Genomic DNA, 15,432 nt, shown 5'->3' on the forward strand with positions numbered 1-15,432 from the left:
GACGGTCCAGGGCCGCGCGCCAGGATTGTTGCGAACAGGTTTCCTACAACCGTGAGGATGCCACTCGGTTTCCGGTCTGAAAACGTCCGAATCGGCAACGTGACACGCGTCCGGATCGGCAACATGGCCGCGTCCGGCCGCCAGTCGCCGGTTCTGCCTCCTAGACGCCGCCCTTGTCCATCACAGCGATTCCAGGCCCTGTATGGCGATGTCCACGGCCCGCCGGGTCGAGGCCAGATAGTCCTGCTCCGACTCGCCATACGTCTCCAGGCTGGCCAGCCCAGCCGCCTGCACCGCGCCCATGAACGCGCCGGTCGCCGACGCGGCGCTGATGGGGTCCAGCCGGTCGGGGAATGCCGCCAGCAACGCGCCGGCGATCCGGCGCTGCGCGTCGAACGTCATGAGCAAGGCCTTGGCCTGCACGGCGGGAACGGTCGCGAGCACCCTCTGGTAGACCTCCGCCAGCTCCGGGTCCTCGATCCCCGGCCCTTGGCGGAGGTAGTTGGCGATGACCCGGTCGTAGGTCCTGCGCAGCACCTGCGGCACCGTGTCGTCCGGCGCGCGGTCGGCGATCACCTCCAGCGCCAGCCCGTAGTACTGCTCGACCTCGGCGAACAGCACGTCCTCCTTGCTGGGGAAGTAGTTGAAGAACGTCTTGGTGGACACGTCCGCCGCCGCCGCGATCTGCGCGCCGGTGGTCTCCTCGTAGCCCTGCTCGGCGAACAGCCGGACGGCCGCGCGGATGAGCAGTTGCCTGGTCTGCCGCTTCTTGCGTTCGCGCAGTGTCTCCTCCATGAGGTGTGATCTTACATCAGAATATTTTTACACTGTTGTAAATTTGCACCGATTGATGGTATTCAAGAGTCATGACCCAAGGAGCCTTACTTCCTCGCCTGGCACCCGCCGTCTGGCTGCTCTTCCTGGCACCGCTGACGGGCGAATACCTGATGGGCAACATGTCGATCACCGACGTGGGCAACCTGCTCGCCCTGGTGCCCCTGTACGGCGGCGGCGCCCTCATCATCCGCGAGTTCGCCCGCCGCACCGGACGCGGCTGGCCCACCATGATGACCTTCGCACTGGCCTACGGCATGATCGAGGAGGCCTTCGTCACCCAGACACTCTGGAACCCGAACTGGTCCGGCTTCCGCATCCTCGACTACGGCTTCATCCCCGCGCTCGGCCTGGCCGGGCCGTGGACGATGTTCATGGTGGGCGTACACACGGTGTTCAGCATCAGCGTCCCGATCGCGGTCGCGGAGACCCTCGCCGGCTCGCGGCGCACCACACCGTGGCTGGGCAAGGTCGGCCTCACGGTCATGAGCGTGCTGTACGGGGTCATCGTCCTGGGCGGCGCCATCGCCGCCATCGCCCTCACCGACTTCGCCTCCGCGCCCCAGCTCATCGGCGCCGGAGTCGTCATCGCCGCGATCATCGTCATCGGCCTGCGCCTCCCCAGGCGCAGCACCGACGCCACTCCCCTGCCCGGCCGCGCCCCCAGCCCGTGGGTCGCCGGCACCTTCGCCCTGATCGCCGGAAGCGTCTTCGTCCTGCTGTACGCGGTCGACCCCACCGGCCTGTCGCCCTGGCTGGCAGAGGCGATCCCCCTCCCGGCGTGGCTCAGCGTGCTGCTCTATCTGGCGCTGTTCGTGACCGCGGTCACCACGCTGGTCCGCTGGTCACGCCGCGCGGGCTGGTCGCAGGCCCACCGGCTGGCACTCGCCGGCGGGGCCATGCTGACCTACGCCTGGCACTCCTTCCCGTGGAGAGTCATCCCGCTCCCTGGAAACCCACCGCCCAGCCTTCCGGTGGACCTGGCCGGCAACGCCCTCTTCACCATGGGCGCGGTGGTCCTGCTGGTGGTCGCGGCGCGGCGGCTGCGCCAACCCTCGGCCGACACCACGGCGGCTATCCGGCAGAGCCGGCAGGCCGATAAATCGTGATGATCGTCTGCCGCCGCGGCCGGTACGTCCTCGGGCGCGAAGCAACCCGTCGCATCAGGCCACCTGGGCCACCACCAGGTTCTAGAACCGCACCTTCCGCAAGTAGCGATAGCCGACCTCGGCGGTACGCCGGGGGGTCACATCGGGAGTGTCGTTCTCCACGATGTACTCCATCACGCGGTGCTTGTCGAAGATGCGCCGGAAGTCGATGGTCCCGGTGCCGAGGTCGGCCATGTCGCCGTCGAGTGCTCGATCCTTGACGTGGAACTGCAGCACCCGCTGCGGCGCCTCGCGGATGACGTCGAGCGCGAAGCGCACCGGGTCGGCGGCCCCGCGCCCGACACCGCCGGTGACCGCCCAATACAGGTCGATCTCCAGATGGACCAGGTGCGGATCGAGCTCGGCCGTGAGCACGTCCCAGGGCGTCTTACCGCCGCCGAGGTCGGTGGTGAACTCGTGGGCGTGGTTGTGGTAGCCGTAGCGCAGCCCGGCCGAGCGGGCAGCCCGCGCCTCGATGTTCATGCGCTCGGCCCACGCCTTCAACTCGTCCTCGCTGGTGGAGTTCAGGTAGGGCACGACCATGAAGGACTGGCCGAGGGTCAGCGCGTTGGCGATCTTCGTGTCAAGACCGGCGGCGTCGGTGGTGAGGCCGTCGTGGCTGGAGCTGGCCCGGATGCCGATCCCGTCGAGGAACTGGCGGAGCTGCTGGGCCGTACGGCCGAAGTAGCCGAGCGCCAGCTCGACCTTCGGGTAGCCGGTCTCGGCCAGGTAGGTGAGAGTGGCGTCGTAGTTCTGGGCGAGGTCGTCGCGTACCGTCCAGAGCTGGATGCTGATCTGGTTCGGCGGGACGCGCTCCCCGCCGGAGTGGTGCGGCGGCGTCGCCGCGGCTGCGGGGGAAGCGGCGGCCAGGGCGGCCGCCCCCAATCCGAGGCCCGCGGCGAGCAGGGAGCGCCTGCTGGGACCGTAGCCGTAGCACATGGGAGAGCTCCTAACGTGTGGGCTGGAGGACGACCTGGTCGCTGCCGGTCAGCGGGGGCAGATCGGTGCCGCCGGGGTCGGTGTAGCCGGCGACGAAGACGCCGGTGAGATGGTCGGTCTCCGGATCGTGTCCGCTCGGCAAGGTGGTCTGGATGGAGCCCGTGCAGCCGCGGGCCGTGGTCTGCGGGTGGCCGTGGTCGTCGTGGCCGAGGATGTAGTCCACGGTCACCTTGGCGCAGTCCACCGGCTGGTCGTCGGTGACCCGCACCTCGAACTCGACGACGTCGCCGAAGTGGAAAGCCTGCCCCTCGGCGGGCCGGACCAGCTCCACGACGGGCGCGGCGTTGCCGACCACGATCCGCACCGACGTCGCCGCGGACATGCCGGCGGTGTCGCTGACCTTGAGCGTGGCGTTGTAGAGGCCGTTCTTCTGGTAGGTGTACGACGCCTCGGGGCTGCGGGAGTCGACCTTGCCGTCGGCGTCGAAGTCCCAGGCGTAGCGGAGTCTGTCGCCGTCGGGGTCGCTCGTACCGGCGCTGGTGAAGCGGACGGTCAGCGGGGCGTGGCCGTCGGTCGGCGAGCCGGCGGCGACAGGGACGGGAGTGTGGTTGCCGGTGTTGCCGATGTAGTCGTAGCGCGAGAGCTGGGCGTCCGGGTTCTCCTGGAAGTAGCCGTCGCCGTACTCCAGCACGTAGAGCGCGCCATCAGGGCCGAACTCCATGTCCATCGGGTTGTCGAAGACGAACGAGGGCAGCACGTCCTCGATCCGCCCGTCGCGGTGGAACGCCTTGACGTAGTCGCGGGTCCACTCGTAGAAGAGCGGAACGCCGTCGAAGTACTTCGGCCACGCCACGGAGTTTCGGCCGCGCGTGGCGCGCGGGTCGAAGTGGTACGCCGGACCGGCCATCGGCCCGATGCCACCGGTGCCCAGCTGCGGGAACTCCGGTGAAGCCCCGTAGGAGTACCACACGTTCGGCTGCGTCACCGGTGGCAGCGCGCGCAGGCCGGTGTTGTGCGGCGACTCGTTGACGGGCGCCGCGCAGTTGAACGCCGCGCCTGACGCGCCGGTCGCGAAGTCGTAGTCGACGTACGGGAGCCGCGCCGTCGCACAGTACGGCCAGCCGTAGTTGCCGGCCTTGCGGATCACCGTCCACTTGCCGGTCCCCGACGGGCCGCGCTGGGGGTCGGCCTCCCGAGCGTCGGGCGAGTAGTCGGCGACGTAGAGCTCGCCCGTGGACCGGTTGACCTCGATGCGGAAGGGATTGCGCAGGCCCATCGCGTAGATCTCCGGCCGGGTGCGTGCCGTGCCGGGCGGGAACAGGTTGCCGCGGGGAATCGTATAGGACCCGTCGGCGCGGACCTTGATGCGAAGGACCTTGCCCCGCAGGTCGTTGGTGTTGCCGGCGCTGCGCTGGGCGTCGAACGCCGGGTTGTGGTCGGGCCGCTCGTCGATGGGGTTGTAGCCGTCGGAGGAGAACGGGTTCGTGTCGTCGCCGGTGGACAGGTAGAGGTTGCCGTCGGCGTCGAAGACGATGTCCCCGCCGACGTGGCAGCAGATGCCGCGGTTGACCGGCACGTCGAGGATGCGCTGCTCGGTACGGAGGTCGATCGTGGCGCCGGTGAAGCGGAAGCGGGACAGCCGGATCAGCCCGTCGAAGGGCGCGAAGTCCGCCGGTGTGCCGGTGACCGGCGCGTCGCCCTCGTTGAAGTCCGGCGTCGCCGGGTCGTCGACGGGAGTGTTGAGCGGCGGGGAGTAGTAGAGGTAGACCCAGTCGTCCGCTTTGGAGCCCTTGCCGAAGCCGGGGCTGAGGGCGATGCTCTGCAGTCCCTCCTCGTCGTGACGGTAGACGTCGAGCCGGGCGGCCTGCGTGTTGAGACCGGTCTTCGGATCGTGCAACCAGACCACACCGGGCCGGGTGGTGTGCAGGACCCTCGAATCCGGTAACACCGCCAGGTCCATGGGCTCTCCTGGATTGTCGTTCAGGGTCACCTTCTGGAACTGGTCGTCGGGCGGCGGAGCCGCGATGCCCACCGTCCCAGTAGCGGTGGCGGTCCCGGTGGCGTTGGCGGCGGCGGCCGGCATGAGGATCGCCGCAGCGGTCAGGGCGGCGATTGCGGTTCTCGTTCTCATGCCTCTCCCTTCGTTCTGCTCAGGGGGATAAGAGAGGGCAAATTAACGTGAATGTAACCCGCCTTACGCCGATCGAGGAGGGCCTAATTACGCACGATCAAACAGCTTTCGCTTGAGATCGGACTAAGTACCGCGCGACGCTGACCGTTCAGGTGCGGTGAGCCCTACCTGAACGGTCAGCGGTTACGAGCGGGGAGTGACCGGTGCCAGCCACAGACCGACGATCGCGTCGATCAACCCGGTCGCGGCGTCATGCCAGCTGGACCGGGGTGTGGGGGTGCCTTCGGCGAGTGCGCGCTCGCGCTCGGCGATCATGTGCACCATCAGCTGACGCGTCATGTCGCCGCGTTCGAGGCGTACCTCCGGCGGCAGATCGGGAAGACACCGGTTGAGCCCGTCGACCGCCTGGCGCAGGGACGGCGAGCTGATCGTCTCCTTGACCATGATCTCCCGCAGTGCGGGATCGGTCATCACCTGGGCGCTGAACCGGGCGAACCAGGTGGGGTTCCCCAAAGCGCCCAAGTGCTCGGTGATCGGGCGCAACAGGCAGCCCACCCAGTCCCGCGCGTCCGTGGAGCCGGCCGTCTCGGCCAGCATGCGCAGGCGCAGCCGCTCCATCGGCTCGGAGTGCTTGCGCACGATGGCGCGTACGAGATCCGTCTTGGTGCCGAAGTGGTAGCCGACCGCCGCCGTGTTGCCCTGCCCCGCGGCCTCGCTGACCTGGCGGTTGGACACGGCGAAGACGCCGTGCTCGGCGAACAGCCGCTCCGCCGCCGTCAAAATCTGCTCTCGCGTCGCGCTCACGCGCTCGGCCCGGGCGGTCCTCTCCATCATCAGGTCACCACGGTATCGGAAGCCGGGTCGTCCTGCTGCTGTGGGCCTGGTGATGGGTCCGTCGGGCCTGGTGATCATGGCCTTCATCCCCGGCCGCCGCCCGGCCGCCCTCGCGGGGACGACGCGCACCGCCGTCCCCGCGCGTGCGAAGGGCTGGTTCGCTCCTGCGGGGAGGCCGCCAGGCGAGTTGAGTACGCGAGTTGAGTAGAGGCCTACTCATGACCCGGCCGGGTTGCGCGCCTAGCGTCAAAACCCTGAGCCGGGGAGGTGGCGATGCGCCGGTACGGCCTGGTGGCCTACGTACTTGCCGCGAGCGTGATGACGCTGACGGCCGCGTGCCTGATCGTGCTGAGCCCGGCGACGGCCGGGGCAGCGGGGGCGGCGGCGCTGACGACGGCTGGGGCGGCGGAGGCAGCGGCTGGGGCGGAGGCAGCGGCGTGGGCGGAGCCGATGGCCGGGGCAGCGGAGGTAACGGCGCCAACGGCCGAGCCGTCCTGCCCGACGTTGTCCGAATGGAACAGCGAGACGCATGACGGCACCCGCCCGGGGCCGGTGCCGAACGTCATGGGGATGACCCGGGACAGCGCGGTCGCCGCGCTGGCCCAGGGCGGCTTCGACACGGACTCGACGCCTTCCGGCTCGGCGGGCGACTGGACGGTCACCGACCAGACCCCGACCAGCGAGGAGACCGCGGACTGCGGCTCCACCGTGACCATCGACCTGCGGGCGCCGACCGTGGAGGTCCCGGACGTCGTCGGCGACCAGGAGGACGTGGCGGCGAAGAAGATCCGCGACAAAGGGCTCGTCCCGTCGGTGGGCGAGGGATTCGCGGCCGATCTGGGCGTGGTGGACGCCCAGGATCCCGCCGCCGGCACGCAGGTGCCGAGTGGCAGCACCGTGACGCTGACCCTGCGTCCCCCCACGACGGTAACCCCGACGCCTGACGACCGCGTCGAGGTCCCGGACCTGGACGGGCTCAGCGCGAGCGCGGCGAGGCGGCGGCTCCAGGGACAGGGGCTCACGCTCGTCGTCGGCAGCGGGGACTCGGGCCGCGTCAGCGGGCAGGATCCGGCCGCCGGTACCACCGTCGACCGTGGCAGCTCCGTCACCGTCACGCTGACCCCGGCGCCCACGCCGACCGACCCCGCGAGCCCCGCCGTCACCCCCGCCGGGACCGACGAGTCGCCGCAGGTCAGCGTCATCGACCCGGAGGAGAGCGACTCGTCGAGCACGCCGCTGCCCATCCTGCTGGTGGCCGCGCTCGTGGCGGCGGGCGTAGTGGTCTGGGCGCTGCGCCGCGCCCGTCGCGGCCGGCGGACGTCCGCGACGCCCTCCGTGGTCTGCGTCCCGTACGCCGACCTCTCGCCGAGCTTGCGGATCCGTGAGTTCGCGCCCTCGCTCAGCCTCGACTTCGTCTGCCACCACGACCAGGGCCGGCAGGAGATCAGGGAGATCGTACGGTGACCGTTACCTTAATCACCCAGCCCAGCACCGCCGACCTGCTGCTCTACGCCGACCCGAGACAGGCGGCCCAGGAGCTGGCGCGGGCCGTGGACGCCCGCCGGGTGCTCGACGAGATCACCCGGCAGGTCCAGGCGCCGCCCGGCGAGCTGGCGCGCAGGGCCGCGGAGGCGGGCGCCGGCCTGCTCGGTGGCATCGACGTGGGGTCGGTGCTGCTGGGCGGCTGGGCGAAGTACCGCAGTCTGCGCGCCGCGGCCCGCAGGACCTTGGACAACCCGGGTACGGGACAGGTCGTGCCGCTGGCCGAGCACGAGGTCGTCTCCCACCACGAGCCCTATGTCGAGGTACAGGTCAACGGCCGGCCGGTGGGCCGGGTGACCTTCGGCGTGGACCTCATCCTGCATCTCACGATGGTGCAGGCCAGGGTCCGCGGCGGCCGGCTGATGGGGCTGACCGGGGGCGACTGCACGGCCGCCATCGCCTGCAAGATCCAGGGCGTCGAGGTGGCCAGGAAGGAGTTCGTGGTGGTCACGTTGCCGATCAACCGCGATTTCGGGACGGGCTTCGCCCTACTGCCAGAGGCACGGACAGCGGGCTGACCTGCCAGCTGACGTGCCAGCTGACGTGCCAGCTGACGTGCAGGTACGGACGGCGAGCTGAGGGACCGGTGCGCCTCTAACGGCCCTGGTAGCCCTCGCGGGCGGTCACGACGTCAGGCATGCGGTCCTCCAGCCAGGTGATGAGCGGGATCAGGCGCTCGGCGGCCTCGCGGCCCAGCGAGGTGAGGCTGTATTCGACCCGGGGCGGAATCGTGTGCTCGGCCACCCGCAGCACCATGCCATCGCGTTCCAGGGTCTGGAGGGTCTGGGACAGCATCTTCTCGCTCACCCCGTCGACGCGGCGGCGCAGCGCGTTGAAGCGGTAGGGCCCCTCGTAGAGGGCCACCAGCGCCAGGATCGCCCAGCGGCCGGTGATCGTCTCCAGCACCGTGCGGGAAGTGCACTTGCGCGAGAAGACGTCGGCCACCAGGTTCTCGAACTCCTCCATGCGTGCTAGCTTAACAGTGCTTTCTGATAGAAAGTACTAACCATTAGCTTGTACTGAGATGGAGTAACCATGATCGTGGTAACCGGAGCCAGCGGACACCTGGGCCGACTGGTGGTCGAGGAGCTCAAGAAGCGGGTGCCCGCCGCGCAGATCGTCGCGGCCGCGCGTACCCCGGAGAAGGCCGCGGATCTCGGCGTCGAGGTGCGCGAAGCCTCCTACGACCGGCCCGAGACGCTCAAGAGCGCGTTCGAGGGCGCCACCAAGGTGCTGCTCGTCTCCGGCACCGAGGCCAACCGGCTCCAGCAGCACTCGGCGGTCGTCGACGCGGCCAAGGCGGCCGGCGCCACGCTCACCTACACCAGCGCGCCCAAGGCCGACACCACCGAGGCCGGCCTCGCCGCGGACCACAAGGCCACCGAGGACTACATCAAGGCGTCCGGCGTGACGTATACGATCTTGCGCAACAACTGGTACCACGAGAACTACGAGCAGTCGATCAAGACCGCTCCCCAGCTCGGCGCGGTTTACGGCGCCGCCGGCGACGGCCGGATCGCCGCCGCCTCGCGCGCGGACTACGCCGCGGCCACGGCCGCCGTGCTGGCCGGAGAGGGCCACGACGGCAAGGTCTACGAGCTGAGCGGCGACACCGCCTGGACGCTCGCCGACCTGGCCGCCGAGATCTCCAAGGCCACCGGCAAGGAGGTCGCCTACCAGAACCTGCCGAAGGACGACTACGCGGGCGTCCTGGCCGGCGCCGGCCTCCCGGCACCGTTCGCGGCGCTCATGGCCGACGTGGACGTCAACATCTCCCGTGGCTGGCTCGCCGACACCCCCGGCACGCTGAGCGAGCTCATCGGCCGGCCGACCCAGCCGGTCAGCGAGTATGTGCGCTCCCTGCTCGGCTAGGCACCCCGCTCAGGGTGCGGGTGTGCGGGGTAAGGCGGGGGTACGGGGAGGTCCGCTCCCTGCTCGGCTAGGCACCCCGCTCAGGGCCGCCCGTACGACGGGGGCGGCCCTCAGGATCGGATCATCGGCTCGGTTGGCGCGGCACTTTCGTCGTGCCTCGGTCCGACGGGCAAGCCGTCCTGTCTTCGCCCTGGTCCGACGGGCAGAAGGTCAGAGCGCGTCCCACAGGTCGCAGTTGTGCTCGGTGGCCATCTCGGCGGCCGGGACCATCACCGACCGTCCGCCCGCGCGCAGTGACATGACGCGCGAGGTGCGGTTGTAGTCCGGCCACGGCGACGCGAACGGCGCCTGCGGCCGGGCGAGCCGGGTGAACGAACCCCAGTAGTGCACCATGTCCGCCGCCAGCCGGCGCTCGGCCGCGTCGAAGGTGGGCGCGATCGGCGTGCCGTTGTCGAAGCTCGGCCACAGGTAGGCCAGCTCGGCGGCGTGCCCGGCGCCCCACTCGTACCCGACCGGCTCGGGGGTGAGGCCCGGCCCCGTACGGTGGTCGAACCGGTAGGCGAACACGCGGGTGTAGGCGGACAGGTCCTTGATGAACCGGAGCGTCGGGCAGCCGCCCAGGCCCGCGATGAAGCCGGAGTCGGTGAGGATCGCCGCCGACAGGTACGCGCCGGTGAACCGGTCCGGCACCGCCGGCCAGGGATACCGGAGCAGGACGGCGTCGGCGTTGCCGCCGTACAGGGAGCGGACGAAGTTCTCGTACTGCTCCCGGGTCCAGTCCAGATTGCCCTGCGCGAACGTACGGCCCTCGTCGCGGGTGGAGCCCACGACCAGGGGCACGCGCTGGAAGTGACCCGCACGGACGGCGTCACCGGGAGCCTCCGGCAGCACCGGGCCGCCGGACACGAACGAGCTGAACTGCGGCCCGTCGACGAGCCGTGCCGGGGACAGCGCGCGCAGGCAGGCGACGGCGGTCGCGTCGTCGGCGCAGCCGAGCCGGCCGGCGATGGAGGCGCCGGACTGCTCCCCCTGGCTGACGGGCTCGCTGACGCAGGAGCCGCTCTGGATGATCGCGCGGTTGAAGAGCCCGCTCGATCCGGGGGCGGTGAGGTGGCCGCAGACGGAGAACCCGCCGGCCGACTCGCCGTCGATGGTGACCTGCCGGGGGTCGCCGCCGAAGGCGCCGATGTTGCGCTGGACCCATCGCAGCGCCGCCTGCTGGTCGAGGAACCCGTAGTTGCCGGACTGACCGGCCTCGCGGGTGAGCGCCGGGTGGGCCAGGAAGCCGAACACGCCCAGGCGGTAGTTGATGCTCACCACCACGACGTTCTCCAGCCGGGCGATCAGACTGCCGTCGTGCTGGTTGCCGGAGCCGTTGACCAGGCCGCCGCCGTGGATCCAGAACAGCACGGGCAGCCGCTGCCCGGCCTTGACGCCGGCGGGCCTGAACACGTTGAGGTACAGGCAGTCCTCGGTCTCGGAACGCGGTCCGTTGCCGCTGGCCGCGGCGGGACAGCGGTTGCCCCACTCGGCGGCCTCGCGAACGCCCGTCCACGCGCGGGCCGGGCGGGGCGCGCTCCAGCGCAGGTCGCCGACCGGCGGCTGCGCGTACGGGACGGCCAGGAAGCGCTCCACGCGATCGGCCACGGCGCCCCTGAGCAGGCCGGTCTCCGCCCGCACCACCGGGCGGGCCGCGCCGGCGAGGGCCGGGGTCGCGGGGATTCCTGAGAGAAGGGCGACGATGGCGGTCAGCAGCGCGAAAACGCGACGGCTCGATTTCCTTTTCGGCGTCGGAGCGAGAGTTTCAGGCATGTACGCAACTCCTTCGGGGACGGGCCGGAGGGAATCATGCGCCTGAAACATAGCTCTGGTCCGATCTATCGGATAGCGCTCTCCGGTGAATGGAAGGCTTTTTACGCGAGCCCCGAGCCAGTCGGCGATCCGGGCCGCGGCGGTGCTGCCGCTCGTCACTGTGCGTCAGACGCCAACTATCACGATCACGAACCGTGTGTTGACAAAGAGTCAACCCACCATCGTGCACGAATCTTCACATCTGGAGCTTGAAGTACATCTGCCCCATCGGCATAGTGGACGCACCACAGGCGTATCAGTCGTGGCGGGCATCCTGGGGGGCCGCTACCAGTTCACGACTGCCTAGCGGCGCACCACTACGCGCGGAATTGGACACGATGGATGAGCTCGCCTCCGCCGATCCGCACCAAACTGCTCAGGATCCTGCTGCTTCCGCTGGTCTCGATGGTCGCCTTATGGGGATTCATCGCCTACTCCAGCGCGGATGAGATCGCCGCGGTCTCCCAGACGCAGGACCGGTGGGACGCCATCGGGTCACCGGTGCTGGAGCTGATCATCGAGCTGCAGCAGGAGCGCCAGCTTTCCGCGGCGGCGCCACGCAGCACCGGCACGTACGGGCTGCTGGTCGAGCAGCGGCCGATCACCGATGGCAAGGCCGCGCGGCTGCGCGAGGCCATCGGATCCATCGGCTCCGCCGGCGACGGGTCGGCGGACGACACCCCGGCCGAGGTGCGGGAGCTGGTGCGGGCACTCGACGGCCTCCAGTCGCTGCGCGAGCGCGCGGACGAGGGCGCGCTGTCCCCGCCGCTGAAGATCATCGACGCGTACAGCGAGCTGATCAGCATCGCCAACCGGCAGTTCACCGACTCCGACGCGTTGAGCAGCCTCTCGTCCTACCGCGCGGTGCGCGGCATGGCGGCCTACAGCGCCACTGCCGAATACCTGGGCCAGGAGCACGCCGTGCTCACCAGCACGATCGTGCGCCGCAAGATGTCCCCCACGGACCGTGCCGCGTTCGTCGCCGCGATGACCAGCCGCCGGCTCGTCTTCGGCAACGCCGAACGCGACGCCGGCCCCGCCCTGCGGGCGAACTACGACAAGCTGGTCGCCAGCGCCCCGTACAAGCGGCTGCTGTCGGTGGAAGACCGGCTGTTCGGGTGGGACACCAACGGATCACCGCCGGTGGACCCCGACCAGTGGAAGTCCGACGCCGAGACCCTCCTCAGCACCATCAACCTGGACACGCACGAGGAGCTGGGCCGCACCTCGGTGGAGGCCGAGGACCAGAAGACCGGGGCGTACTGGCGTATCTGGCTGGTCCTGATCCTGGGCCTGGCCGCGGTGGTCGCGTCGGTGGCGCTGTCGTACCGGTTCGGCCAGTCGCTGATCGCCGAGCTCAGACGGCTTCAGGCCTCCGCGGTCGAACTCGCCGAAGAACGCCTGCCCCGGCTGGTCGAGCGGCTGCGCCGCGGCGACGACGTCGATCCGGCCACGGAGGCGCCCGGTCTCGACCCGGCCCACACCGCCGAGGTCGATCGCGTGGTGAACGCCTTCTCCGCCGTACGCCGCACCGCGGTCGAGGCCGCGGTGGGCCAGGCGACGCTGCGCAAGGGCGTCGCCCAGGTCTTCCTCAACCTGGCCTGGCGCAACCAGGCACTGCTCCATCGCCAGCTCGCGCTGCTCGACACCATGGAGCGCCGGGTCGACGATCCGGAGGTCCTGGAAGACCTCTTCAAGCTCGACCACCTGACCACCCGCATGCGGCGGCACGCCGAGAACCTCATCATCCTGTCCGACTCCGCCCCCGCCCGTCGCTGGCGCGACCCCGTGCCGCTGTTCGACGTCGTACGCGCGGCGGTGCTGGAGGTCGAGGACTACACCCGCGTCACGGTCGCGCCGATGCCGGACTCCCCGCTGCTGGTCGGCGCCGCGGTCACCGACGTGATCCACCTGATCGCCGAGCTGGTGGAGAACGCCGCCGTCTTCTCCCCGCCCGACACGACCGTGCACGTCCGCAGCATGACCGCGGCCAACGGCTTCGCGCTCGAGGTGGAGGACCGGGGCCTGGGGATGAACCAGGACACCCTCGACGAGCTCAACGCCCGGCTGGTCGACCCGCCGGAGTTCGACCTGGCCGACAGCGACCGGCTCGGCCTGTTCGTGGTCTCCAGGCTCGCGGCCCGGCACGGCATCAAGATCATGCTGCGCCGCTCGCCGTACGACGGGACCACCGCGATCATGCTGATCCCCACCGCGCTGCTCGCCAACGCCGAGGCCCTGGCCGTCGCCGCGGCGCACCCGGTGGGCCACGCCGGTCGCGCCCCCAGGCCCATGCGCGCGATCGGCACCGCGCCCGCCGAGGCCCGGCCCCGCGTGGTGTCCCTGTCCCCGGAGCCCTTCTCTCCGGAGCCCTTCTCGCCGGAGCTCTTCTCCCCCCTCGCCTCGGATGCCTTCTCCGCCCGCGGGGCGGAGGCCGTGAACGGCCGAAAGGTCCCCGGTGACCACGGGGGCCCGGCAGACCCGGACGCGCTCGTCCGCGAACCGGAGCCCGAGCGCGCGACCTGGTTCGAGGCCAGCCCCGTGCCGGGGCCGGCGAACGGCTCGACGAACGGCTCGGCGAATGGGCTGGGGAATGGGCCGGGGAGCGAGTTCCTCGCCGAGCCGAGTACCGGACCGATTTCGAGATCGGGACGCGACTCCGCCGGGTCCCCCGGTCCATCCGTAGAGTGGAGCCGCACAGTGCCCGCCCAGGAGGCCGACGAGGACCTCGACGGCTTGCCTATGCGCGTACCTCAAGCCAACATGGCTCCTCAGCTGCGCGCCGCGCGGCGCGCGGACCGCAGCGCCGTCTCGGTGCGCTCGCCGGAGGAGCTCGCACAGATCATGTCGTCCATGCAACGTGGCTGGCAGCAGGGTCGCGACCAGACGGAGCAGGAACACGACGTGTGGAACCGAAAGGACGACAATCCCGATGCCTGACGCCAGAAGTGAACTGAGCTGGCTCCTCGACGACCTCACCCAGCGGGTCCCCGGCATCCGGCACGCCATCGTGCTGTCCGCCGACGGGCTGGCCATGGGCGGCTCCCGGGAGCTGACTCGGGAGGACTCCGAGCATCTGTCCGCCATCTCCGCCGGCAGCCACAGCCTCGCCATGGGCGCGGGACGGCACTTCGGCCTGGGCGGTGTACGACAGACCATCATCGAGTTGGAGGGTGGCTTCCTGTTCGTCACCGCGGCGGGCCAGGGCGCCCGGCTGGCCGTGCTCGCCTCGGGTGACGCCGAGCTGGGCATGGTCACCTACGAGATGGCGCTCATGGTCAAGCGCGTCGGGGAGCACCTCTCCTCTCAGCCGAGGGGAGCGGCACCGGCACCCGCCTGGAACGGCGCCAGACCGTGACCGGGGAGGATCCCGGGCCGCTGATCCGGCTCTTCGGGCTGACCGGAGGCAGGGCGCGACCGCGTGGCGAGACGTTCGACCTGGTGGCCATCGTCACCACGGTCGGCGGTTCCCATGAGTTCGCGGACCTGATCCCGGAGCATCGCACCGTGCTGTCGGTGTGCCGCAGGCCCACACCGGTGGCGGATGTCGCGGCCCACCTCAAGCTGCCGCTCAACATCACGCGGGTGATCCTGGGCGACCTGCGACGCGAGGGTCTTGTCACCATCGAGCGCCCGCGCCCCGCGGCGCAGACGATCGACGAACGCATCTACAGGGAAGTGCTGCATGGACTACGCAGCCTCTGAGCCGGGGGCGACCGCGGTCGCCTCGGCCTTGGCCATCAAGATCCTCATCGCGGGCGGCTTCGGCGTCGGCAAGACCACCATGGTCGGCACCATCAGCGAGATCCGGCCGCTGCACACCGAGGAGCTCCTGAGCGAGCGGGGCATCGGGGTGGACGACACCTCCGGTGTGGACTCCAAGGTCACCACCACTGTGGCACTGGACTTCGGCCGCATCACCATCCGCGACGGCTTGTGGCTGTACCTGTTCGGCACCCCCGGGCAGGACCGGTTCTGGTTCATGTGGGATGAGCTGTCGGTCGGCGCGCTCGGCGCCGTCGTGCTCACCGACACCCGCCGCCTGCAGGACTGCTTCCCGGCGGTGGACTACTTCGAGCAGCGCGGCATCCCGTTCCTGGTCGCCGTGAACTGCTTCGACGGGGCCAAACGCTACGACCCGGTCAAGGTACGGCGGGCGCTCGGCCTGGCCGAGACCACCCCGGTCGTGCTGTGCGACGTACGCGAGCGCGAGTCGGTCAAGGAAGTGCTGACGACGCTGGTCACGTACGCGGTGGAAGGGACCTGACCACCCCAGGCCGC

Annotated in this window: 14 protein-coding genes; 8 read left to right on the forward strand and 6 right to left on the reverse strand. The window is 70.3% G+C overall.

All coding sequences use genetic code 11. The annotated features are described in order from the left end of the window. Positions 1 to 180: 180 nt before the first annotated feature. Positions 181 to 795, reverse strand: coding sequence for a TetR family transcriptional regulator (locus AB0H88_RS04345; protein WP_357641138.1), 615 nt, complete (start codon positions 793 to 795; stop codon positions 181 to 183). Between the two features lie 71 nt (positions 796 to 866). Here AB0H88_RS04345 and AB0H88_RS04350 point away from each other — a divergent pair, with 71 nt between their 5' ends. Next, positions 867 to 1,943, forward strand: a complete 1,077-nt coding sequence (locus AB0H88_RS04350) for a hypothetical protein (protein WP_357641140.1) — start codon at positions 867 to 869, stop codon at positions 1,941 to 1,943. Between the two features lie 81 nt (positions 1,944 to 2,024). On the opposite strand, the gene AB0H88_RS04355 is transcribed toward AB0H88_RS04350, so the two are convergent. From AB0H88_RS04355 to AB0H88_RS04365, 3 genes are all read right to left on the reverse strand, one after another. Then, positions 2,025 to 2,921 (reverse strand): sugar phosphate isomerase/epimerase, encoded by an 897-nt coding sequence (locus AB0H88_RS04355; protein WP_357641142.1) that lies wholly within the window; start codon positions 2,919 to 2,921, stop codon positions 2,025 to 2,027. A 10-nt stretch (positions 2,922 to 2,931) separates the two neighbouring features. Beyond that, a complete protein-coding gene (locus AB0H88_RS04360) occupies positions 2,932 to 5,052 on the reverse strand; it encodes a PQQ-dependent sugar dehydrogenase (protein ID WP_357641144.1) in 2,121 nt (706 codons plus the stop codon). Between the two features lie 183 nt (positions 5,053 to 5,235). Continuing rightward, positions 5,236 to 5,886 carry a TetR/AcrR family transcriptional regulator gene (locus AB0H88_RS04365; RefSeq protein WP_357641146.1) on the reverse strand — a complete coding sequence of 217 codons (651 nt, stop codon included), beginning with the start codon at positions 5,884 to 5,886 and terminating at the stop codon, positions 5,236 to 5,238. 273 nt (positions 5,887 to 6,159) lie between these two features. On the opposite strand from AB0H88_RS04365, the gene AB0H88_RS04370 reads away from it, so the two are divergent. Next, on the forward strand, positions 6,160 to 7,350 hold the full coding sequence (locus AB0H88_RS04370; protein ID WP_357641148.1) for a PASTA domain-containing protein: 1,191 nt from the start codon (positions 6,160 to 6,162) through the stop codon (positions 7,348 to 7,350). Further along, positions 7,347 to 7,946, forward strand: a complete 600-nt coding sequence (locus AB0H88_RS04375) for a hypothetical protein (protein WP_357641150.1) — start codon at positions 7,347 to 7,349, stop codon at positions 7,944 to 7,946. The genes AB0H88_RS04370 and AB0H88_RS04375 overlap by 4 nt, the downstream gene beginning before the upstream one ends. 76 nt (positions 7,947 to 8,022) lie before the next feature. Here the strand turns inward: AB0H88_RS04375 and AB0H88_RS04380 are convergent, their stop codons facing one another. Further along, complete coding sequence (locus tag AB0H88_RS04380; protein WP_357641152.1) at positions 8,023 to 8,394, reverse strand: helix-turn-helix domain-containing protein; 372 nt, start codon at positions 8,392 to 8,394, stop codon at positions 8,023 to 8,025. Between the two features lie 69 nt (positions 8,395 to 8,463). Between AB0H88_RS04380 and AB0H88_RS04385 the strand changes: the two genes are divergently transcribed. Beyond that, positions 8,464 to 9,300, forward strand: a complete 837-nt coding sequence (locus AB0H88_RS04385) for an SDR family oxidoreductase (RefSeq protein WP_357641154.1) — start codon at positions 8,464 to 8,466, stop codon at positions 9,298 to 9,300. Between the two features lie 210 nt (positions 9,301 to 9,510). Here AB0H88_RS04385 and AB0H88_RS04390 read toward each other — a convergent pair whose 3' ends face one another. Continuing rightward, positions 9,511 to 11,112, reverse strand: coding sequence for a carboxylesterase family protein (locus AB0H88_RS04390; RefSeq protein WP_357641156.1), 1,602 nt, complete (start codon positions 11,110 to 11,112; stop codon positions 9,511 to 9,513). 381 nt (positions 11,113 to 11,493) lie between these two features. Here AB0H88_RS04390 and AB0H88_RS04395 point away from each other — a divergent pair, with 381 nt between their 5' ends. From AB0H88_RS04395 to AB0H88_RS04410, 4 genes are read left to right on the forward strand one after another with little or no spacing between them, the layout of a single operon-like run. Further along, entirely contained in the window at positions 11,494 to 14,091 is a 2,598-nt protein-coding gene (locus tag AB0H88_RS04395) for a sensor histidine kinase (protein WP_357641158.1), read from the forward strand. Continuing rightward, positions 14,084 to 14,509, forward strand: a complete 426-nt coding sequence (locus AB0H88_RS04400; RefSeq protein WP_357641159.1) for a roadblock/LC7 domain-containing protein — start codon at positions 14,084 to 14,086, stop codon at positions 14,507 to 14,509. The genes AB0H88_RS04395 and AB0H88_RS04400 overlap by 8 nt, the downstream gene beginning before the upstream one ends. Further along, entirely contained in the window at positions 14,506 to 14,856 is a 351-nt protein-coding gene (locus AB0H88_RS04405; protein WP_357641161.1) for a DUF742 domain-containing protein, read from the forward strand. Before AB0H88_RS04400 ends, AB0H88_RS04405 begins: the two co-directional genes overlap by 4 nt. Then, positions 14,837 to 15,418 carry an ATP/GTP-binding protein gene (locus AB0H88_RS04410; RefSeq protein ID WP_357641162.1) on the forward strand — a complete coding sequence of 194 codons (582 nt, stop codon included), beginning with the start codon at positions 14,837 to 14,839 and terminating at the stop codon, positions 15,416 to 15,418. Before AB0H88_RS04405 ends, AB0H88_RS04410 begins: the two co-directional genes overlap by 20 nt. Positions 15,419 to 15,432: the final 14 nt, after the last annotated feature.

This window comes from Nonomuraea sp. NPDC050680 (genome assembly GCF_040654555.1).
Taxonomy (GTDB): domain Bacteria; phylum Actinomycetota; class Actinomycetes; order Streptosporangiales; family Streptosporangiaceae; genus Nonomuraea.

Coding starts and splice junctions, on each gene's coding strand:
- AB0H88_RS04345 (WP_357641138.1), bottom strand. CDS start 795: ATGGAGGAGACACTGCGCGAACGCAAGAAGCGGCAGACCAGGCAACTG.
- AB0H88_RS04350 (WP_357641140.1), top strand. CDS start 867: ATGACCCAAGGAGCCTTACTTCCTCGCCTGGCACCCGCCGTCTGGCTG.
- AB0H88_RS04355 (WP_357641142.1), bottom strand. CDS start 2,921: ATGTGCTACGGCTACGGTCCCAGCAGGCGCTCCCTGCTCGCCGCGGGC.
- AB0H88_RS04360 (WP_357641144.1), bottom strand. CDS start 5,052: ATGAGAACGAGAACCGCAATCGCCGCCCTGACCGCTGCGGCGATCCTC.
- AB0H88_RS04365 (WP_357641146.1), bottom strand. CDS start 5,886: ATGATGGAGAGGACCGCCCGGGCCGAGCGCGTGAGCGCGACGCGAGAG.
- AB0H88_RS04370 (WP_357641148.1), top strand. CDS start 6,160: ATGCGCCGGTACGGCCTGGTGGCCTACGTACTTGCCGCGAGCGTGATG.
- AB0H88_RS04380 (WP_357641152.1), bottom strand. CDS start 8,394: ATGGAGGAGTTCGAGAACCTGGTGGCCGACGTCTTCTCGCGCAAGTGC.
- AB0H88_RS04385 (WP_357641154.1), top strand. CDS start 8,464: ATGATCGTGGTAACCGGAGCCAGCGGACACCTGGGCCGACTGGTGGTC.
- AB0H88_RS04390 (WP_357641156.1), bottom strand. CDS start 11,112: ATGCCTGAAACTCTCGCTCCGACGCCGAAAAGGAAATCGAGCCGTCGC.
- AB0H88_RS04395 (WP_357641158.1), top strand. CDS start 11,494: ATGAGCTCGCCTCCGCCGATCCGCACCAAACTGCTCAGGATCCTGCTG.
- AB0H88_RS04400 (WP_357641159.1), top strand. CDS start 14,084: ATGCCTGACGCCAGAAGTGAACTGAGCTGGCTCCTCGACGACCTCACC.
- AB0H88_RS04410 (WP_357641162.1), top strand. CDS start 14,837: ATGGACTACGCAGCCTCTGAGCCGGGGGCGACCGCGGTCGCCTCGGCC.